The 19,791-nt window shown below is 72.7% G+C and carries 21 protein-coding genes; 12 read left to right on the forward strand and 9 right to left on the reverse strand.

What is annotated here, in order from left to right; translation table 11 throughout:
- Positions 1 to 27 precede the first annotated feature (27 nt).
- Positions 28 to 495 (forward strand): MarR family winged helix-turn-helix transcriptional regulator, encoded by a 468-nt coding sequence (locus ACGFI7_RS23040; RefSeq protein WP_393407725.1) that lies wholly within the window; start codon positions 28 to 30, stop codon positions 493 to 495.
- A gap of 19 nt (positions 496 to 514) precedes the next feature.
- Here the strand turns inward: ACGFI7_RS23040 and ACGFI7_RS23045 are convergent, their stop codons facing one another.
- Entirely contained in the window at positions 515 to 988 is a 474-nt protein-coding gene (locus tag ACGFI7_RS23045; protein ID WP_393407728.1) for a hypothetical protein, read from the reverse strand.
- Positions 989 to 1,323: 335 nt separating this feature from the next.
- Between ACGFI7_RS23045 and ACGFI7_RS23050 the strand changes: the two genes are divergently transcribed.
- Positions 1,324 to 1,578: a hypothetical protein gene (locus tag ACGFI7_RS23050; RefSeq protein ID WP_393407730.1), complete on the forward strand. Its 255-nt coding sequence runs from the start codon at positions 1,324 to 1,326 to the stop codon at positions 1,576 to 1,578.
- Positions 1,579 to 1,664: 86 nt separating this feature from the next.
- Here the strand turns inward: ACGFI7_RS23050 and ACGFI7_RS23055 are convergent, their stop codons facing one another.
- Positions 1,665 to 2,279: a hypothetical protein gene (locus tag ACGFI7_RS23055; protein WP_393407733.1), complete on the reverse strand. Its 615-nt coding sequence runs from the start codon at positions 2,277 to 2,279 to the stop codon at positions 1,665 to 1,667.
- 263 nt (positions 2,280 to 2,542) lie between these two features.
- Between ACGFI7_RS23055 and ACGFI7_RS23060 the strand changes: the two genes are divergently transcribed.
- Together ACGFI7_RS23060 and ACGFI7_RS23065 are read left to right on the forward strand one after the other, a co-directional pair.
- Positions 2,543 to 3,418, forward strand: a complete 876-nt coding sequence (locus ACGFI7_RS23060; protein ID WP_393407736.1) for a phosphotransferase enzyme family protein — start codon at positions 2,543 to 2,545, stop codon at positions 3,416 to 3,418.
- A gap of 137 nt (positions 3,419 to 3,555) precedes the next feature.
- Positions 3,556 to 3,996, forward strand: a complete 441-nt coding sequence (locus ACGFI7_RS23065; protein WP_393407738.1) for a DUF2690 domain-containing protein — start codon at positions 3,556 to 3,558, stop codon at positions 3,994 to 3,996.
- Positions 3,997 to 4,059: 63 nt separating this feature from the next.
- Here the strand turns inward: ACGFI7_RS23065 and ACGFI7_RS23070 are convergent, their stop codons facing one another.
- Both ACGFI7_RS23070 and ACGFI7_RS23075 read right to left on the reverse strand, forming a co-directional pair.
- The gene (locus tag ACGFI7_RS23070) at positions 4,060 to 5,199 is read right to left on the reverse strand and encodes an acyl-CoA dehydrogenase family protein (protein ID WP_393407741.1); all 1,140 of its coding nucleotides are present in this window, start codon (positions 5,197 to 5,199) and stop codon (positions 4,060 to 4,062) included.
- Positions 5,200 to 5,229: 30 nt separating this feature from the next.
- The gene (locus ACGFI7_RS23075; protein ID WP_393407744.1) at positions 5,230 to 8,619 is read right to left on the reverse strand and encodes an indolepyruvate ferredoxin oxidoreductase family protein; all 3,390 of its coding nucleotides are present in this window, start codon (positions 8,617 to 8,619) and stop codon (positions 5,230 to 5,232) included.
- Positions 8,620 to 8,775: 156 nt separating this feature from the next.
- Between ACGFI7_RS23075 and ACGFI7_RS23080 the strand changes: the two genes are divergently transcribed.
- The 6 genes from ACGFI7_RS23080 (at position 8,776) to ACGFI7_RS23105 (ending at position 13,181) form a co-directional block, all read left to right on the forward strand.
- Positions 8,776 to 9,234 (forward strand): Lrp/AsnC family transcriptional regulator, encoded by a 459-nt coding sequence (locus ACGFI7_RS23080; protein ID WP_393407747.1) that lies wholly within the window; start codon positions 8,776 to 8,778, stop codon positions 9,232 to 9,234.
- A 62-nt stretch (positions 9,235 to 9,296) separates the two neighbouring features.
- On the forward strand, positions 9,297 to 11,078 hold the full coding sequence (locus ACGFI7_RS23085) for a flavin-containing monooxygenase (RefSeq protein ID WP_393407749.1): 1,782 nt from the start codon (positions 9,297 to 9,299) through the stop codon (positions 11,076 to 11,078).
- Between the two features lie 77 nt (positions 11,079 to 11,155).
- Positions 11,156 to 11,677, forward strand: a complete 522-nt coding sequence (locus ACGFI7_RS23090; RefSeq protein ID WP_393407751.1) for a DUF5709 domain-containing protein — start codon at positions 11,156 to 11,158, stop codon at positions 11,675 to 11,677.
- Positions 11,678 to 11,684: 7 nt separating this feature from the next.
- On the forward strand, positions 11,685 to 11,939 hold the full coding sequence (locus ACGFI7_RS23095; protein ID WP_393407754.1) for a hypothetical protein: 255 nt from the start codon (positions 11,685 to 11,687) through the stop codon (positions 11,937 to 11,939).
- Positions 11,940 to 12,000: 61 nt separating this feature from the next.
- Positions 12,001 to 12,426 (forward strand): DUF2795 domain-containing protein, encoded by a 426-nt coding sequence (locus ACGFI7_RS23100; protein ID WP_393407757.1) that lies wholly within the window; start codon positions 12,001 to 12,003, stop codon positions 12,424 to 12,426.
- Positions 12,427 to 12,461: 35 nt separating this feature from the next.
- Complete coding sequence (locus tag ACGFI7_RS23105; RefSeq protein WP_393407760.1) at positions 12,462 to 13,181, forward strand: YqjF family protein; 720 nt, start codon at positions 12,462 to 12,464, stop codon at positions 13,179 to 13,181.
- Position 13,182: 1 nt separating this feature from the next.
- Here the strand turns inward: ACGFI7_RS23105 and ACGFI7_RS23110 are convergent, their stop codons facing one another.
- From ACGFI7_RS23110 to ACGFI7_RS23125, 4 genes are all read right to left on the reverse strand, one after another.
- Complete coding sequence (locus ACGFI7_RS23110) at positions 13,183 to 13,608, reverse strand: hemerythrin domain-containing protein (RefSeq protein WP_393407762.1); 426 nt, start codon at positions 13,606 to 13,608, stop codon at positions 13,183 to 13,185.
- Positions 13,609 to 13,672: 64 nt separating this feature from the next.
- Complete coding sequence (locus tag ACGFI7_RS23115; RefSeq protein ID WP_393407764.1) at positions 13,673 to 14,857, reverse strand: globin domain-containing protein; 1,185 nt, start codon at positions 14,855 to 14,857, stop codon at positions 13,673 to 13,675.
- Positions 14,858 to 14,919: 62 nt separating this feature from the next.
- Entirely contained in the window at positions 14,920 to 15,363 is a 444-nt protein-coding gene (locus ACGFI7_RS23120; RefSeq protein ID WP_393407767.1) for an RrF2 family transcriptional regulator, read from the reverse strand.
- Positions 15,364 to 15,373: 10 nt separating this feature from the next.
- Positions 15,374 to 16,807 (reverse strand): nitronate monooxygenase, encoded by a 1,434-nt coding sequence (locus ACGFI7_RS23125; protein WP_393407769.1) that lies wholly within the window; start codon positions 16,805 to 16,807, stop codon positions 15,374 to 15,376.
- A gap of 138 nt (positions 16,808 to 16,945) precedes the next feature.
- Here ACGFI7_RS23125 and ACGFI7_RS23130 point away from each other — a divergent pair, with 138 nt between their 5' ends.
- Positions 16,946 to 17,296, forward strand: a complete 351-nt coding sequence (locus ACGFI7_RS23130; protein WP_393407771.1) for a hypothetical protein — start codon at positions 16,946 to 16,948, stop codon at positions 17,294 to 17,296.
- Between the two features lie 4 nt (positions 17,297 to 17,300).
- On the opposite strand, the gene ACGFI7_RS23135 is transcribed toward ACGFI7_RS23130, so the two are convergent.
- A complete protein-coding gene (locus tag ACGFI7_RS23135; RefSeq protein ID WP_393407773.1) occupies positions 17,301 to 18,938 on the reverse strand; it encodes a serine/threonine protein kinase in 1,638 nt (545 codons plus the stop codon).
- Positions 18,939 to 19,105: 167 nt separating this feature from the next.
- Here ACGFI7_RS23135 and ACGFI7_RS23140 point away from each other — a divergent pair.
- On the forward strand, positions 19,106 to 19,791 hold a 686-nt coding region (locus ACGFI7_RS23140; protein ID WP_393407775.1), incomplete at its 3' end, for a carbohydrate-binding protein.

Raw genomic sequence — 19,791 nt, forward strand, 5'->3', positions numbered from 1 at the left:
GACACCGCGCTGGTCGTAGGGAGAAAGATGGACACCTCGCGCGCCGGATCCCGCGAGCGCCTCTATCTGGACATCCAGGAAGACGGCCAGCGGCTCGCGGCAGGGCTCGTCCGGCTGCTCCACACCATGTCGCTGGGTCTCGACCTCAACCCGACCGACTTCCAGGCGTACGCGCTGCTCCGCATCCAGGGCCCCATGACACCCGGCGAGATCGCCCAATGGCTGCGCCTGGCCACCGGTTCGGTGACCGTGCTGATCGACCGGCTCGAGGCCCGCCGCCTCGTCGTCCGCGACCGCCACCCCGACGACCGGCGCAAGGTGATCGTCCGCCCCGCCGTCGAGCCCGAGCCCGGCCCCGCCACCGGCGACCAGCTCGGCATCGCCCAGGCCATGGTGAAACTGCACGAACGCTACTCGGAGCGCGAGCTGGAGGTCATCGCCGACTGGCTGCACCGTACGACGGAGACCCTCAACGACCTGGCCTCCCGCCGCTGAAGCCGGCGCCGGCACTCCGTCAGGCGGCGGCGAGCTCCCGCTCGGCGTCGGCAGGCCGCGCCGCCTCGCCCGCCAGCCGCCGCGACACGTACTGGGCGAACCGGCCATGGGCGACCACGACCGCCCCGAACCCGACGACCAGCATCGCGATGTACGTCATGCGGCTGTCAGGGGCCAGGATGATGGCCGCGCCGTCGGCGAACCCGGTGCTCGCCACGCCGAACCCGGTGACACACGCGGTCACCCACCGTCCCGCCAGCCGCACCATCGCCGGAGCGGCCGCGGTCAGCGCCGCGGGCACGGCGAGCACGGAGAACACGAGCACCACGCCCAGGGTGCCGACGAACGTGAAGGTGCTCTCCTCGGCGGCCGCGATCACGATCAGGCTCATGAGCAGCCGCGCCGCACCCCCGACCACGACCCCCGCCGCCACCGCTCCCCCGACGGCCGCCGCCAGCACCCGCACCACACGCCGACCAGTGATCCCCGACATCCCACGCCTCCACTCGCTTCAAAGTGGGTTGTAGCGGCCCGGATCCCCCGGACACAATGCCGGAAATGCAATGCAATGAGGCTGTTATTGATGACTTGTCGGGAAAAGCCTGACTCGCCTAGTCGAAGGCGCCCGGCTTGACATGATCGCGGCGAGGGCGATAGACGCGTCGCTGTGTCGTCGCGACCCTCCATTCCCGCCTTAGGCGTTCTGGCGATCCTGCTGCCACTCGCCCCCGCCGTCCTCGCGCCCGGCCCCGTCACCCTCGGCGCCGGCCTGGGCGTCGCCGCCCTGGTGGCTGCCGTGGTGCTGCTGCGTCGCAGGCCGTGGGCGCCATGGACGGGGCCGCACTGCTCGTCCTGCTCGGCCTCGCCCTCGGCCTGCCCCTTGTCATGCCGGCCGGTGCGCCGGACCCGGCCGAGCTCGATCGGATCCCCGCCGGCCTGCCGGAGGACTTCGAGGCCGCGGTCCGCGGCGGGGCGGTGCGGATCATGCCCACGGACGGCAACGACCTGCTGCTGCTCTCCGTCGCCTGCCTGGGTACGGCGGTCCTGCTCATGGCCCTCGGCTTCGTCAGGAGGCGGCACTGAGGGGTAGCGCCGGCTCCCCGGCCTGCTGACGCTCCTGACCGAGGAACTGGAGACGGGCAGAGCACGAAGCGGGCCCCCGCAGTGAACTACCGCAGGCCCGATGCCACCTCGATGTGCCGGACCACCAGCAGCCGGTCCCACGAGTCCAGGTGTCGCTCCAGCTCCCTCACCCGGGCGCCCAAGGCGTCACGGCGCTCTTCCGTGAGAACGGCGTCTTCTGTGGAAACGGCGTCTTTCGTGAGAACGGCGTCCAGGCACTCGTCCACGCATCTGCCGAGCTCCAGGAGAGCCGGGTCCGCGGAAGGCAGCAGCTGCGGCAAGCGCCGGCTGCGCCAGAACCGTAACGCGTGCAACGCGGCTTCCCGGGGAGCGCCGTACCAGTACCACCGCGCTTGAAAGTTCGGATTCGCCTCATCCGCGCGGGGAGTCCGCCGGCCCTGGGCCTTGGCCTCCCTGCGCTTCGTCGCGTACGCCTGGAGTTCGGTACGCAGGGCGGCGCGACTCGCCTCGATGAGGTCGAGAGCGCGAAGCAGCGCCGCCTCGTCGCGTCGGAATCTCCCGGCCTCGGACTCGAGGAAACTCAACGTCGCCTCGAACCCGAGCGGCCGATACAACTGCACGCAGGAACGCAGCGCGGACACCCGCCACGGGTGAGGCAGAGCGGGATCACGCACCCGGCGGGCATAGTTGCCGAAGCTCACCCGCGAAGGCTAGCCAGTTCCCCGGGCTGGTCCCTGCCATCCGCGTTCGTTCGGCCGCGTCCCAGCCCGACGGAGGCGTGCACCGGGCCGTGGCCGCTTCTCCACACCTTCGAGTACGGCGTGCCGGCGGCCGTCCTGCAGCTGACCTGCGTCTGGGCCATGTACCGGATGGGGGTGGCCCGAGCCGTTCACCTTACCCACGAGTGGTCTACCCTCGGAATAAGCGGGTGAGGATGGCCAGGACGGCCTGGTCTACTGAGGTCGTGTTGCGTCCCGACTGGGTCCTGGAGGACTTCGGCCTCGCCGTCGAGCAGGCCGTCGCCGTCGATGGAGGCGCCGACGCGAACGCCCTGCTGTGGCGCGTCGTGGCGGGCGACGGACAGGCCTATGCCGTCAAGTTCTCCCGGACCGGTGCCGTCGCCGGTCTGGAGCTCACCGCGCGCCTGGACCTTCCGGGGGTGCCGCGCCCGTTGCCCGCCCGCGACGGCAGGCCGTGGAGCGTGCGCGAGGGGTGGCGGCTGTCGGTGGTGCCGTGGGTGTCCGACCGTCCCGCCTTCCGTTCGGGGCTGATGACGGCCGAGCGGTGGCGGGCCTACGGCCGCCTGCTGGCGTCCGTCCACGCCGCGCGGGCGCCTGTGGGGCTTCCGCGGATCGGTGACCTCCAGGCGGTGGTGACGGGCCTGGCGGCGCGGGTGCGGCCGGTGGACGGCCCGCTGCTCGCGCTGTGGACGCGCCGCGACGCCGACGCGAAGGTCGCCAGGCTGCTCGACGAGGCGGCCGGGCTGGCCGCGAGCCTGCCGCCCGCTCCTCTGGTGGTCTCCCACGGCGACCCGCACCTGGGCAACGTCCTCCTGGATGATGACGACGGGGGCGTGTGGCTGATCGACTGGGACGACGCCATGCTGGCCCCGCGCGAGTGGGATCTGATGCTGGTGCTCGGCCTCGACTTCTTCGGCGTCACCGAGCGGGAGCGCGCCTGGTTCCTCGACGGCTACGCCCCGGAGGGCGAGTTCGACCGGGACCGCTTCGCCTACTACCGCAAGGCGCGCTATCTGGAGGACATCCTGCTCTTCGCCCAGCAGGTGCGGGACGGCCACGACGTCGACCAGGCGATGGCGATCCTGCGCGAGATCCTCTGACCGGTCCGGGTCGGGCATCCGCGCTGGTGGCTGGGCCTTACGGGCGTCAGGGCGGGGAGAACCTGTGGCGACTCTATGGCGTCCGTATGGGCGGGTCTTCGTAGCCTCCTGGCTGTCACTCGAATCGGGAGGAATGTATGCGGAAGATCTCGCGTGCGGCGATGGCGGCGGGCGCGGCGGTGAGCGCCCTGGCGTTGCTGGCCTCGCCCGCGTATGCGCACGCCTACGACCACAAGGATCCCTACGCGACGAACTGCGACGAGGGAGCCACCGTGTCGAAGAAGGCCTCCATCAAGAACTCGGGCGGCGACGTGCTCGGGACGATCTACCTGTACTGGTCGTCGAAGTGCAAGACCAACTGGACGCAGATCAAGGTCTCTTCCCGCGCGAAGGGCACGATCCGCCTCTACACCGACGGCGCGGACGACTCCTTCAGCTACAGCGCCGGCAACAACGGCTGGCACTGGGGCAACATGATCTACGCGCCCGGCATCTGCGCCTGGGGCAACGCCACGGTCAACCAGGGTTCGGGCACCGCCAACCAGGGCTCGGGCACCACCGCGAAGGCCTGCGGCTGACATAGCGCGCGCCCCGAAGGCCTCGAACCCCGCCTCCCACCACCGGGAAGCGGGGTTCTCGGGTTACTTGGCCAGGTGGCGGCTGATGACGAGCCGCTGGATCTGGTTGGTGCCCTCGAAGATCTGCATGATCTTGGCCTCGCGCATGTACCGCTCCACGCGGAACTCCCGGGTGTATCCGTACCCGCCGAACACCTGCACCGCGTCCGTCGTCACCTTCATGGCGGCGTCCGTGGCCACCAGTTTGGCCACCGACGCCTGCCGGGAGTACGGCATCCCGGCGTCGCGGCGGCGTGCGGCGTCCAGGTAGGTGGCGCGGGCCGCGTCGACCGCGGCGGCCATGTCCGCCAGGAGGAAGCCGAGGCCCTGGTGGTCGATGATGCGCTTGCCGAAGGTCTGGCGTTCCTTGGCGTAGGCGACCGCTTCGTCCAGGGCGGCCTGGGCCAGGCCGACGGCGCAGGCGGCGATGCCGAGGCGGCCGGAGTCGAGTGCGCTGAAGGCGATCTGCAGGCCCTGGCCTTCCGACCCCACCAGGCGGGACGATTCCAGCAGGACGTCGTCGTAGTGGGCCGTGGTCGTGGGGACGGCGTGCAGGCCCATCTTCTCCTCGGGACGGCCGAAGGTCAGGCCGTCGGCGGCGCCGGGGGCGAGGAAGCAGGAGATGCCGCGGCTGCCTTCGCCGGTGCGGGCGAACAGGGCGTAGAAGTCGGCGATGCCGCCGTGGGTGATCCACGCCTTGGTGCCGGTGATCCGGTAGCCGCCGTCGGCGGGGGTGGCGCGGCAGGCGAGGGCGGAGGCGTCGGAGCCGGCCTGGGGTTCGGAAAGGCTGTAGCCGCCGATGATCCGGCCGGCCAGCATGTCGGGCAGCCATCGGGACTTCTGCTCGTCGCTGCCGTAGGTGTGGACCGGGAAGCAGGCGAGGGTGTGGACGCTCACCGCGACGGCGACCGAGGCCCAGCGGGCCGCCAGTTCCTCGATGACCTGCAGGTAGACCTCGTACGGCTGACCGCCGCCGCCGTACTCCTCCGGGTAGGCGAGGCCGAGCAGCCCCGCCTCGCCCAGCAGCGGGAACAGGCCTGACGGGTAGGTCTCGGCGCGTTCGTGCTCGTCGGCCCGGCGGGCGAGCTCCTTGTCGGCGATCTCGCGGGTCAGGTCGATGAGGTCGCGGGCGTCCTGGCCGGGCAGCAGGCGGTCAACGGTCACGGTCTCTCCTGACGAGCGGTCCGAGGGTTCTCATGATGCCGGTTGGCGTTGCTGGGCGAGGGCGGCGAGGGCCGTGGCGGCGCGTTCCCGGTACGCGGCGACGCGGGCCAGCTTGATGTCCTCGTACCCGCGGATGCTCTCGGGCAGCGCGGCCAGCTCGGCCACCGCGTCGGCGGTGGCGGGGGTGAGGCGGGCGAGGGCGTCGTTCATGAGCTCACGGTATTCGCCGATGAGCCGCCGCTCGACCCGGCGCACCTCCGCGCGCCCGAACAGGTCGAGCGGCGTGCCGCGGAGCACGCGGGCGGCGCGCAGGCCGCGGAACAGCGGCCCGGCCGAGCGGCGCAGCTTGATCTTGCGCTTCATGCCCAGGGCGCGCAGCGCGGGCGGGTGCAGCAGCACCGCCACCTTGGCGTCGGCGCCGAACTCGCGGTCCCGCCGGGCCCGCTCCGCGGGGTCGAGGTGCAGCCGGGCGACCTCGTACTCGTCCTTGTAGGCCATGAGGTGGTGCAGGCTCCTGGCGTACGCGAGCGCGATGCGGGCCCCCGGCTCCTGGCCGGCGCGTTCGGCCGCGAGCGCGTGGACGCGCCGCACGTCGTCCTCGTACGTGCGCGCGTACGAGGCGTTCTGGTAGCCGGTGAGGTCGGCGGCGCGGATGGCGACCGCCTCCTCCAGGCCGGTGGGCTCGAAGGCGACGGCGAGTCCGGCGGCCTTGAGCACGGCGTCGCGGTCGGCGGCCAGGGCGCGGCCCCAGCGGAAGGCGGCCACGTTCTTGTCGACGGCGGCCCCGTTGAGCCGGATGGCGCGTTCGATCGCGTCGGCGGAGACGGGCAGGCAGCCGTGCTGGTAGGCGGCGCCGACCAGCAGCATGTTGGCCGGCATGTGGTCGTCGAAGAGCGCCTCGGCCAGCCCGTGCGCGTCCACGTAGAGGTTGGCGGCGGAGCAGGTGGCGGTCTCGACGCGGGCCAGCGCGTCGGCGGGTGAGCCGGGCACGGTGGCGCGGCCGGTCACCATGGCGGCGGTGGGCACGACCGAGGTGTCGATGACGGCGACGGTCCGGCCGGGGTCGGCGACCGCCAGGTTGCCGTCGGCGGCGGCGCCGAGCAGGTCGAACCCGATGAGCACGTCCACGGTCCCGCGCCCGGCCCGCACGGATCCGGTGAGCGGCCGCGGCGAGATGCGCACGTCGCTGACGACCGGGCCGCCCTTCTGCGCCAGCCCGGTCTGTTCCAGCCCGGCGGCGTGCAGGCCGTCGAGGTGGGCGGCCATCTGCAGGATCTGGGAGACGGTGACGACGCCGGTGCCGCCGATGCCGGGCATCCGGACGAGCACGGTGTCGCCGACCTTCCGGTCCGGCTCGCCGGGCTCGACGGGCAGGTCGGGCACCTGGTGCGCGCGCCTGGTGCCCGGCTCGACCAGCAGGAACGACGGGCAGTCGCCCTTGAGGCAGCTCAGGTCGGTGTTGCAGGACGGCTGGTGGATGCGGGTCTTGCGGCCGAACTCGGTTTCCACCGGCTGCACCGACAGGCAGGTGGAGACGTCGCCGCAGTCGCCGCAGCCCTCGCAGACGCGCTCGTTCACCACGACCTTGGCGGCCGGGACGGCCAGCTTGCCGCGCTTGCGCAGTCGCCGCTCCTCGGCGGCGCACCGGTCGTCGTGGATGAGCACGGTGACGCCGTCGATCGCGGCGAGCTCGCGCTCGACCTGCTGGAGCTCGTCGCGGTGGCGGACGCGGGCGATGCCGGGCAGCCGGACTCCCCGGTACGACTCCGGCTCGGGGGTGGTGACGACGATCTCCCGTACGCCTTCGAGGGCCAGTTCGTGGGCGAGGGCGGGCACGTCGAGGCGGCCCTCGGCGCGCTGGCCGCCGGTCATGGCGACGGCGTCGTTGTAGAGGAGCTTGTAGGTCATCGTCACCCCGGCGGCGACGGCGGCGCGGAGGGCGAGGGAGCCGGAGTGGTGGAAGGTGCCGTCGCCGAGGTTCTGCACGAAGTGGCGGTCGTCGGTGAACGGCGCGAGCCCGATCCACTGGGCGCCCTCGCCGCCCATCTGGGTGAGCCCGACCTGGGTGCCGCGCCCGTCGCCGTCGAGCGCGATCATGGCGTGGCAGCCGATGCCGACGCCGACGAGGATGTCGTCGGCGGTGCGGGTGGAGGTGTTGTGCGGGCAGCCCGAGCAGAAGTACGGGGTGCGGGCGGCGACCAGCGGCAGGGTGCGCCGGGGCCTGGGCCGGACCGGCTTCCTGGGCAGGTTCTCGGGGCCGGCGCAGCGGGCGACGGCCTCGGCCACCTCGTCGGCGCCGAGCGTGCCGCGGGCGGTGAGCAGGTCCCGGCCGTGCACGACCGGGGTGTGTTCGCCCCCGTACAGGGCCTGCTTGAGGTGGCCTTCGAGGAACGGCACCTTGTCCTCGACGACGAGCACCCGCTCCAGGCCGGCGGTCTGGGCGGCCAGCGCGGCGTGGTCGAGCGGGAACGGCATGCCGATCTTGATCAGCCGGATCCCGAGGTCCGCCATGGCGCGCTCGTCCAGGCCGAGGTCGGCCAGCGCTCGCCGGACCACGGCGAAGCCGGTGCCTGAGGCGAGGATGCCGAGCCTGGCGTGCGGCGCGTCGAAGACGACGCGGTTCAGCCCGTGCGCGGTCGCGTAGGCGCGGGCCACGTCGAGGCGGCGGGTGAGCATGTCGTGCTCGGCATCGAGCGAGGCCGGGCCGACCAGCACCGGCGGCTTGCGCGGGCCGGTGGGCCGCGCGGGCTCGGGGACGCCGTGGTCGCCGCCGACCTCGACGGTGGCGGCGGCGTCGGCCACGTCAGCGACGATCTTCAGGCCGGTCCACAGGCCGCTCGCGCGGGACAGCGCCACCGCGTGCAGCCCGTACTCGATGATTTCGGCGACGGAGCCGGGCGCGAGCAGCGGCATCGACAGGCTCTGGCACATGGGCTCGCACGTGCTGGGCACGGTCGAGGACTTGCTGCCGGGGTCGTCGCCGATCCAGGCCACCGCCCCGCCGAGCGGCGCGGTGCCGGCCACGTTGCCGTGGCGGATGGCGTCGGCGGCCCGGTCCAGTCCGGGGTTCTTGCCGTACCAGAAGCCGGTCACCCCCTCGTGGCGGCGGCCCGGCAGCGCGTCGAGGAGCTGGGTGCCGGCCACGGCGGTGGCGGCCAGCTCCTCGTTCAGGCCGGGCTTGAAGACGACGCCGGCGGGCTCCAGGAAGCGCGCGGCCCGGCCCATCTCCAGGTCGACGCCGCCCAGCGGGGAGCCCTGGTAGCCGGAGACGAAGACCCGGGTGTCCAGGCCGCGCTCGCGGTCGAGCCTGCGCTGCTCCAGTGTCAGGCGGATCAGGGCCTGGATGCCGGAGATCAGCACCCGGCCGCTCTCGGCCGCGTACTTGTCGTCGATCGACACCTCGACGGGGGTCACGCTCACGCGAGCCTCCTTCGTGAACCGGGGGAACCCCCAGCACAGCAACGCGACCGGGGTAGGCGCAAGAGTCAACGCGACTGGTGGTTGAAAGACGCAAAGAGTTTGAGAATGATGGCGAAATCCGCGGTCTTCTTTGCGCCGCCGAGGAGGGTGTGGTCCATGTCAGAGGTGGACGAGATCGATCACCGGCTGCTGCGCCTGCTCCGGGAGGACGGCCGGCGGACGTTCTCGGAGATGGCCGAGCGGGTCGGGCTGTCGGTGGCGGCGGTCAAGCGGCGGGTCGACCGGCTCAAGGAGCTCGGCGTGATCACCGGTTTCACCGTCGAGATCGACTACGCGAAGCTGGGCTGGGGCATCGAGGCGTTCACCGAGCTGCGCTATCCGGGCACGACGCCGGTGGCCGACATCGTGCGCACCGCGGCGACCGTGCCGGAGGTGCAGGAGGTGTTCACGATCGCCGGTGACCCGGACGCGCTCATCCACGTCCGGGTCCGCGACCTGGGTCACCTGCAGCAGGTGATCGACCGGTTGCGCCGGGCGGGCGACGTGACGGGCACCAAGACGCTGCTGGTGCTCGGCTCGTGGATCCGCGATCCGCAGCTGCCGCGGGCGCTCTGACGGCTCTTGTCGGCGCTATTTCGGAATGCCATTCTGGAATCCCGTCTTAGGGAGCGCGCATCGTGGTGGACAAAGAGGCCCTTCGGCTGAAATATCGAGAAGAGCGTGACAAGAGGCTCCGCCCCGACGGCAACGACCAGTACATCCGGCTCACCGGCCGCTTCTCCCATTACCTCGACGACCCGTACACGCCGAGGACCGAGCGGGAGCCGAAGACCGACGACGTGACCGTGGCGTTCATCGGCGGCGGCTTCGCCGGCCTGCTCACCGGGGCGCGGCTGAAGGAGGCCGGCGTCGAGGACGTGCGCGTCGTCGAGAAGGGCGGCGACTTCGGCGGCACGTGGTACTGGAACCGCTACCCGGGCGCGCAGTGCGACACCGCGTCGTACGTGTACATGCCGCTGCTCGAAGAGACCGGCCACATGCCCACGGAGAAGTACGCGCACGCGCCGGAGATCCTGGACCACTGCCGGCGCATCGGCAAGCACTACGGCCTGTACGACGACGCGCTGTTCCACACCGAGGTCACCGGCCTGGAGTGGGACGGGACGCGGTCCCGGTGGATCGTCACGACCGACCGGGGCGACGCGTTCACGGCGCGGTTCGTGGCCATGGGGATCGGGCCGCTGCACGTGCCGAAGCTGCCCGGCATCCCCGGGGTGGAGGAGTTCCGCGGCCACTCCTTCCACACCAGCCGGTGGGACTACGCCTACACAGGCGGCGACCCGTCGGGCGCGCCGATGGACCGGCTCGGCGACCGGCGGGTGGGCATCATCGGCACCGGCGCCACGGCCGTGCAGTGCGTGCCGCACCTGGCGCGGGCCTGCGGGGAGCTGTACGTGTTCCAGCGCACGCCGTCGTCGGTGGACGTGCGCGACAACCGGCCGACCGACCCCGAGTGGTTCGCCTCGATCGCCACCCCGGGCTGGCAGCGGCGCTGGCTGGAGAACTTCACCGCCATGCAGACCGGCGTGCTGGCCGACGAGGACCTGGTGATGGACGGCTGGACCGACATCGCCCGCCGGGTCCGCTCCAGGATCGCGGCGCTGCCGCCGGCCGAGCGGACCCTGGAGCGGATGCTGGCCGCGTTCGAGGACTCGGACTTCGAGAAGATGACGGAGATCAGGGCCCGGGTGGACGCCGTGGTCGAGGACCCGGAGACGGCCCGGCGGCTCAAGGCGTGGTACCGCCAGCTCTGCAAGCGCCCCTGCTTCCACGACGCGTATCTCCAGGCGTTCAACCGGCCGAACGTCCACCTGGTCGACACCGACGGCCAGGGCGTCGAGCGGATCACCGAGGCCGGCGTCGTGGTGGCGGGCCGGGAGTACGCGCTCGACTGCCTGATCTACGCCTCCGGTTTCGAGGTCGGCACCGAGTTCACCCGGCGGGCCGGCTACGACCTGGTGGGGCGCGACGGGGTCAGGCTGTCGGAGCACTGGGCCGGCGGCATGCGCACGCTGCACGGCATCCACGCGCACGGCTTCCCCAACGCCTTCATCGTGCAGCCCACGCAGGGCGCGAATTTGGTCTCCAACATCCCGCACAACCTCACCGAGTCGGGCGCGACCATCGCGACGATCGTCAGGCACGCGCTCGACCACGGGCACCGCGAGGTCGAGGTGACCCGGGAGGCCGAGGACGCCTGGGTGGAGCTGCTGCTGTCCGGGACGGGCGGGCTGCTCGGGGGGGCCGACTGCACGCCGGGCTACTACAACAACGAGGGGCAGGACGCGGGGCTGCTCGGCCGGCTGTTCGTCGGCTACCCGCACGGCGCGACGGCGTTCTTCGACTACATCGACCGGTGGCGTTCGTCGGGCGCTTTCGAGGGGCTCGCCTTCCGTTGAGTCCACGTCTCCTGTGAGGGCGCGGCTGTCCGGGGTAGCGGGCGAAGAGACGGCCGAAAGACCTGGAGGGGGACGTTGTGACTGAGCACACGCCTGAACGCGATCCGCGCTCGCGGCTCGAGGACGAGGGGATACCGGATCTCCAGGACGGCACGCCGGGACAGCGCTGGGCGGAGGACCCGCAGGAGGCGCCGGTCCCGGGCGACCGCCCCGTCGGCGTGGACGACTTCGGCACCACGGCCGACGAGCAGATCCAGGGCGAGTCGCTGGACGGCCGCCTGGAGCGCGAGGTGCCCGAGGAGGAGGCGGCCTTCGGCGCGGAGACGCCGGTGACCGTGCAGCGGGCTCCGGTGACCGACCCCGACGATCGGCCGCTCACCGAGGACGGCGGCCTGGGTGTCGGCTCCGACCTGGACACGTCCTTCCAGGAGGACGAGGGGGCGGACCCGGGTGACCAGCCCGCCCGCGCCGGTCGCCTGGTGGCCGCCGACGAGGGCGCGCATCCCGACACGGAGCCGGACGAGGTGGCCCGTGACGTCGGCCCGGACGCGGGCGGCTACACCGCCGAAGAGGCCGCCATGCGGGTCGAACCGGAATAGAGACCTGATGCCCAAAATGCCGAAAAAAGATGGCAAAGGTGCTTACTCGACGTCAACCGGTCGCGACGCGGACGAAGACCGCCGCGGCGAGGTCGAGGATGACGGCAGGATCCTCGGCGAGCGCGTCCCGGCAGGCGGTCATCTGAGCGGCGACACCGACTGGGTCGACTCCGACGACGACGACCCGGACGCCGGATCGGGCCGCACCGACGCGGATGACGGCGGCTACCTGCCGGGCGAGGGCACCGGCCGGCCCTACTGACCCGTACGGGCACTGAACGAGGACCGGCACACGACACGACCGCGAACGAAGGAACGGTGGCATGGAGCAGCAGCGAGGCAGCGACAAGCACGGCCCGCGCGTGGACGAGCAGCAGAAGCACGAGACGCAGGGCATCGTCCAGGGCCAGAGCGACGGCCGGGCGCAGGAGTACCGTCAACCGGAGCCGACGGGCGACGCGCCCGGGGAGGGCGGCCTGGGCGGGACCGCGCGCCCGGAGGGCCACGAGCCCGGCTCGCCCGAGGGCCTGAGCCCGGACGAGGTCGACAGCCGGAGCGACCTGGCACGCTGGATCAGCGGCGTGCACGCCTTCCCGGCGGACAAGAAGGAGCTGGTGGAGCGGGCGCAGGAGCAGTTCGCGCCCGACTCGGTGCTGTCCGCGCTGCGGTCGTTGCCGGAGCGCCGCTACGACAACATGAACGACGTGGCGAAGGAGCTCGGCATCGCCGGGCGGGGCCAGTTCGACTGATCGCTTAACGGCCCCCGAGCGGGTAGGGGCGGGACATGAAGGCCCCGCCCACGCCCCGCGTCGCCCGGCCGGTGATGTATCACCGCTGGTCGAACATGACGTTCCTGCACTGGCGCTATCCCGAGGCGACGGTCCGGGCGCTGGTCCCCGACCGGTTCGCGGTCGAGACGTTCGACGGGACGGCCTGGGTCGGGATGACGCCCTTCCTCATGGAGGACGTGCGGGCGCCCGGTCTGCCCACGCTGCCGTGGGTGTCGAGGTTCCCTGAGACCAACCTGCGCACCTACGTGCGCGACGAGCGGGGGCGATCCGGGATCTGGTTCTTCTCGCTCGACGCCGGCCGGCTGCCCGCGATGCTGGGGGGCCGGGCCGGCTACTGGCTGCCGTACCACTGGTCCGACATGTCGGTACGGGTCGACGCCGGTCGCTGGCGTTACCGGTGCCGCCGGATCTGGCCGGGGCCGCGGGGCGCCCGCTGCCACGCCGAGACCAAGGTCGGCCTGGTGCTGACGGAGCGCGAGCGGGACGAGCTGGCGCATTTCCTGACCGCGAGGTTCCGGCTGTTCTCGACGGTCGCGGGGCGGCCCGTCACCGCCCTGGTGGAGCATCCGCCCTGGCCGCTGCACCGCGCCGAGCTGCTGGAGCTGGACGAGACGCTGCTGCGCTCGGCGGGCCTGCCCGACGCCGGGCACGACCCGCTCGTGCACGCCTCCCCCGGTGTGCCGGTCCGCATCGGCATGTGGCAGCCGTTCTGAATCAGGCGGTGATGCGTTCCCAGGCCGGGATCGGCAGGACGATCACGGCGGCCGGGAACAGGCCGTGCTCCTCCTTGTCGATGTGCAGGTGCAGCCGCGAGACCGCGCCCAGCACCCGATTCCAGTCGGGGTTCTCCCGGTCGACGGCGGCGAGCACGCCGTGGATCTCCGCGTGCTCGCCGCAGAGCCGGTCGACCTCCTCCTCCAAGCTGCCCTCCTCCCGCAGCTCGGCGAAGAGACCGCGTTCCTCCTCGGCGGTGTGCGGCAGGAGCAGGGCGAGCAACTCGTCGAGCAGTTCCCGCGCCTCGTCGTAGGCGGCCTGGTCGACGGCCCGGCGCAGCGTGCGGGCGACCTCCCCGATCTCGGCGTGTTCCTCGGAGAGCCGTCCGATCAGCGGGAAGTCACGGCATCCGCAGTAGTTGCACATCCTGTCCTCCTCACCTCCAGGCTCACCGCCGGGCGCCGCGGCCGACAGGGTCTTTGGTCCTCTGTCAGGCGGCCGGAAGCCACAGGTCGGGGCCGAAGACCTCGTAGTGGAGGTCGCGCGGCGCCACCCCGGCCTTGATCAGCCGCTCCCGCGCGTCCCGCATGAACTCCAGCGGGCCGCACAGGTACACCACCGCGTCCGCGGGGACGTCCACGCCGGTCAGGTCGATCCGGCCCGACCGGCCGCCGGGGCCTTCCTCGTACCAGAAGATCCGGTCGGCGCCGGGCAGCGCGTCGGCCAGTTGCTCCATGTCCATGCGGAGCGGGTGGTGCGCGGCGGAGCGGTCGGCGTGCAGGAGCAGGACGCGGCGTTCGTCGGCGGTGAGCGCCAGGTGCTGGAGCATGGCGGTGATGGGGGTGCAGCCGATCCCGGCGGAGACGAGCACGAGCGGCCGGTCGCCGTCGCCGAGCGTGACGTCGCCGAAGGGCGCGGACAGTGTCAGCTCGTCGCCGGGCCGAACGGTCGTGCAGAGCAGGTTCGACACCTCGCCGTCGGGTGCGCCCTCGCCGCGTACCCGCTTGACGGTGATGCGGCGCATGCCGCCCTCGCCGAACCCGGAGATCGAGTACTGCCGGAGCTGGTGGACCCCGTCGGGCATGCGCACCCGGACGCTCACGTACTGACCGGGCAGCGCGGGCGGGACGGGCTCGTCGCCCGTGGGCGCCAGGATCAGCGACATGACGTCGTCCGTCTCCTCGCGCCGGTCGGCCACCCGCCAGGTCCGCCAGGTGCGGCCGTCACGCGCGCCGGCCTGGGCGTAGATGCGCGCCTCCAGGGCGATCAGCGCGCCGGCCATCAGCCAGTAGACCTCGTCCCAGGCGGCGGCGACCTCGGGCGTGACGGCGTCGCCGAGCACCTCGGCGATGGCGCCGAAGAGGTACTTGTGCACGATCACGTACTGGTCGTCGGTGATGGCGACGGCGGCGTGCTTGTGCGCGATGCGCGCCAGCAGGGCGTCGGGGCGCTCGTCCGGGTGGGCCAGCAGCGCGGACGCGAAGCCGGCGATGGACCCGGCGAGCGCCCTGCGCTGCTCGCCGCTGCGCTGGTTGCCCCGGTTGAACGTGCCGTCGAGCAGTTCGGGACGGTCGGCGAACATGGTCGCGTAGAACCTGGTCGTGATCGTGTCCAGAGCCGCGCCGACGACGGGGAGCGTGGCGCGGATGACGGCCGCGCTTTCCGCGGAAAGCATGGGGGAACCTCCCAGATAATTGGAATCTGAGATGCATATTAAGTGGGCGCTCCCCCGGTCCCTCATTCGGGAGGGCCGGTCAGCGACAGCAGCACCGGCCCCGCGGGCTCCGTCACCAGCGAGGCGATCGTGACCTGGTCGAGCGAGGCGTAGAAGGCCTCCTGCGCCTCGCGGAGCGCGCCGCGCAACCGGCAGGCGGCGCGCAGCGGGCACGGCAGCAGCGGGTCCTCGCAGCCCACCACCTCGCCGTCGCCCTCCAGCCGGCGCACGACGGCGCCCACCGACGCCGTGCGCCCCCGCTCGGTGAGCTGCAGCCCGCCGCCGCGCCCGCGCCTGGCCTCCACCAGCCGCAGCTCGCTCAGCCGCGCCACCGCCTTGGCCGCATGCGTGTACGGGACCGCGAGCGCGTCGGCGATGGCCCGCGTCGTCATCAGCTCGTCACCCCGGACCACGGCCAGGCGCATGACGATCCGCAGCGAGATGTCGGTGAAAGCGGTCAGACGCATGTCCCACAGGCTAGGCGGTGCGCACCCGCGCCCCCTCCAGGATCAGCTCGATCACGTCGGCCGCCGAATGGTCCGCCGGCAGGTCGGCCAGGAAGCCGGCGTCCTGGCCCAGCGTGAGCAGGGGCGGCTCGGCGTAGCCGTCGGGGCGGTGCTGGCCGAGCCCGATGGCGGCGAGCAGCCCGTTGCACAGGCACCGCCGCTCCTCCGCCTCCTCGGCCGGCCGCCCCTTGCGCACGTAGACGTCGACCGGCTCCGCGGGGCACCGGTAACCGATCGCGCCGTCCTCCTTCTCGTACGGGGTGCGCAGATATCCCAGATCGCACAGCCGCGGCCGGTCGGCGTAGACCGCCGGGTCGGCGAGCGTGCCGGGCACGTCGGCGACCTTGAACGGGAACCCGGTCGGCGAGGCCAGCGGGTCGTTCCGCACCCGGAGCGTGCCGGCGACGGCGCCCCGCAGCAGACGGTCCCTGAGCGCCGGGTCCAGCCCCGACTCGCGGCAGAGCGCGAACGCCGAGCCGACCTGGACCCCGTTCGCGCCGGCGGCCAGCGCCGCGGCCAGGCCCTCGGCGGTGCCGTAGCCGCCGGCGAGCCAGAACGGCAGCCCGATCGCGGCCACCTTGGCGATGTCCACCTCGTCACGCGGCCCGTACACCGGCTCGCCCCGCTCGTCGAGCGTCATCCGGCCGCGCGGCGGCGCGCTGTGCCCGCCGGCCACCGGCGACTCCAGCACGAACCCGTCGGGGCGGGTGCGCGGCGTGCGGGCCAGGTACATGGCCAGCACGTGGGAGGAGACGATGGCGAGCAGCCGGGGCCGCGGCAGCGGCGGGAGCGTGCGCCCGAACAGCCGGTGCGGCTCCACCGCGACCGGCTGACTGTCGCCGTCCGCCACCGTGGCGGTGATCTCCCCCCGGCGGTGCGCGGCCAGCTGGTCCAGCAGGTGCGGGATCTCGGCCGGGATGCCCGCCCCGACCAGCACGTAGTCGACCCCGGCCAGCATCGCGCCGTAGACGGCCGCGGGCATGGCCATCTGGATCTTCTCCAGGTAGTTGACGCCGATCAGCCCGTCGTGGCCCTCCTTGGCCAGATAGACCTCGGCGAAGTTGGCCACCACGGTCAGCTCGTCCAGCGCGCGGCTCTGCCGCAGCCCCAGCCGGGGGACGGGCCGGTACGGCGCGCCCTCGGGAATGCCGCCGGGCACGAAGTAGCGGCCCAGCACCCGGCCCGCCACCTCGGGCACCGGGAAGGCGGCCAGCGCCCGGCGCAGGTCGCCGCCGGGGTCGCCCCGCTGCAACCGGCGGGCCAGGGTGAGGTCCAGGGCCGTCCCCGACACCACGCCCAGTTGCCCGGCGCGGGACACCGTCCGCGCCAGCCGCCATCCCGACACTCCCACGCCCATGCCGCCCTGGATCAGGACGGGTGGGGCGCCATGCACACTGCTGCCCATGATGGCCAGTGCAGCACGCGGGAGCGCTGGTGCTGTAGGGGCCAAAGTCCCTCCCGCCGGTGACTCCCGCCCCTACCGGCTGACCGCCGCGGGCCGGTGTCATGCTGGCAGACCCCTCGCCCCGCTCAGGAGAGACCCGTGACCGTACGCGCCAAGACCGGGCTGCCGCACCCCTACGACGGCATGTTCGCGGCCTACGCCGCCGCCCTGGCCGGCGCCCGGCTGGCCGAGTCCAGCAAGTCGCGCTACCTGACCCGGGTGCGCGCCTTTCTGTCGTGGACCGCGCGGGCCTCGGCCGGGGGCGCGCTGGGCCGCGACCCGCTCGGCGACATGGCCGCCGCCGTCGGCGCCGCGCACGGCTACCGGCGCCATCTCCGCGACGGCGGGTACGCGCCGGCCACGATCGACGGCGTGCTGGCGGCGCTGGACGACTTCTACGCCCGCCGCGGCATCGGCGCCACCGGCGTGCGCCGCGAGCGCTCCGCCTGACCGGTCACCGGGGGAACGTGAGCACCAGATACTCGTACTCGGCGGGGCCGGTGAGGTCGAACTGCCCGTCGCCGTCACGGTCGACGAAGAACGAGAGGTAGACGTCGCCCTTCCACTGATCGACCTGGGTCGTGGCGCCGTCCTTGGCGATGGTGGAGAACAACACCTTGTCCTGGGCGTCCGTGTGCTTGGCCACCCGGGTGTCGATCAGGTAGTTGTGGCCCTGCTCGTTCAGGTAGAGGGTGCCCGACCCGTGCTCGTAGTCGGCGATGCCGGTGCCGGGGGTGTAGCACGAGTGGTCCTCGACCTTGCCGCCCCGCTCGATGCGGAAGACCGAGTCGTCGGTCCAGGCGCAGATCTGGGCGGCGGTGTCCTTGGCGAGCGTGGGGAAGCGCAGCTCGAACGGCTCTGCCTTCATCGTGACGCTGCTGATCTCCTTGCCGGGGTCGGAGAACGCCATCGTGCTCGCCGCGCCGCCCTGCCACACCTCGATGCCCAGCCGGGGCGAGCGGGCGATCTGGTTCTGCACCGGTGACGGGGTGCCGGTGGCGGCGCTGGGCGTCGGGGTGGCGGTCGCGCCGCCGCCGGACGGGCGGTCCAGGTTGAGCACGAGCGTCACGGCGACGGTGGCCACCGTGACCGCCCCGGCGACGAGGGAGGCGCCGATGGCCATCCCCGCCCGCCTGCGGCCGGGCTGGGTGGGCGGCGCGCCCGGCGGCATCGACGCGGGCTGTGACGAGGGGCCGGTGCCCGGCGGGGGCAGCGGCACGGGCGGCCCGCTGGGCGGCGGGAGGGTGCCCGGCCTGGCCGTGGCGAACGCCCCCTGGTTCTTGTCCATCAGGCCGAGCAGCACCTGCTGGGCCGTCGGCCGCCACGCCGGGTCCTTGACCAGGCATGCGGCCACGAAGTCGCGCAGCCGCCCGGACAGCTGCCCCAGGTCGGCCTGGCCGTTGAGGATCCGGTTGATGACGGCCGGCATCGGCTCCTGGCCGAACGGCGGCCGTCCGTTGGCCGCGAACGCGATCGTGCAGGCCCAGGCGAACATGTCGAGCGGCGCCCCCGCCGGGTGTCCGGCCAGCTGCTCGGGAGCCATGTACGCGGGAGTGCCGACGATCCCGCTGACCGGGGCGGCGGTGCCCTCGAAGGGGCGCGCGATGCCGAAGTCGATCACCCGTGGCCCGTCGGCGGCCAGCAGCACGTTGCCCGGCTTGAAGTCGCGGTGCACGATGCCCGCGGAGTGGATGGCGCCCAGGGCCGTCGCGGTGGCCACGGCCAGCCGGTCCAGGTCGGTGCCGGTCAGGACGCCGCGGTCGCGCACCGCCTCCTGGAGCGACGGCCCCTCCACGTACTCGCTGATCACGAAGGGCGGGTCGGACTCGGGGTCGGCGGCGAGCACCCGCGCGGTGCAGAACGGGGCCACCCGCTGCAGCGCGGCCAGCTCGCGGTGGAAGTAGCGCCGGGCGTCGGTGTCGTTGCCGAAGTCGGCGTGCAGGAGCTTGACCGCCACCCGCTGCCCGGCGGACGACTCGCCGAGGAACACGGTGCCCTGCCCGCCCTCGCCCAGGCGTCCGCGCAGGGCGTAGCCGGCGATCTCCTGGGGGTCGGTGGTGCGCAGGGGGCGGACTCCGCTGATCGATGGCATGCCTCGATTGTGCCGGACAGTGCGGTCAAGGGACTTGCGGTGCGCTTGACGACCGGCTCGCCAACGGGTTATCTTCGAGATCAATTTAAAGGAAACTTTACTAATAGTTTCCTGGTCGTACGACTCCCATCCCCCTGCTCACCCCCCGAATCGGATGCCGGAGCACCATGAACCACAGAGTCCTGGCCTTCTTCGCCGCGTTACTCATGCCGCTCGCCGTGCTGGTCGCCGTCCCGTCCACGGCCACCGCCTCCTCGTCCGCCTCCTCCGGGTTCGCCGCGCTCGCCGCATGGGCGCCGTGGACCGCGTACACGACGGGCACCCGCGTCACCTACCAGGGTGTCGAGTACGAATGCCGTCAGAGCCACACCTCACAGCCCGGCTGGGAGCCGCCGAACGTGCTCGCGCTGTGGCTGCCGACCGGCGGCGGAGGCGGTGACACGCAGGCCCCGTCGGTGCCCGCCAACCTGCGCTCCACCGGCGTCACCAGCACCAGCGTCTCCCTCGCCTGGAACGCCTCCACCGACAACGTCGCCGTCACCGGCTACGAGGTCTACCGCGGCTCCACCCTGATCACCACCGTCACCGGCACCAGCCACACCGACAGCGGACTCAGCGCCGACACCGCCTACACCTACACCGTCCGCGCCCGCGACGCCGCCGGCAACCGCTCCGCCGCCGGCGCCGCCGTCACCGCCCGCACCTCCACCGGAGGCGGCGGCGACACCCAGGCCCCCTCGGTGCCCGCCAACCTCCGCTCCACCGGCGTCACCAGCACCAGCGTCTCCCTCGCCTGGAACGCCTCCACCGACAACGTCGCCGTCACCGGCTACGAGGTCTACCGCGGCTCCAC

The organism is Nonomuraea sp. NPDC048826, from assembly GCF_043198225.1.
Taxonomy (GTDB): domain Bacteria; phylum Actinomycetota; class Actinomycetes; order Streptosporangiales; family Streptosporangiaceae; genus Nonomuraea.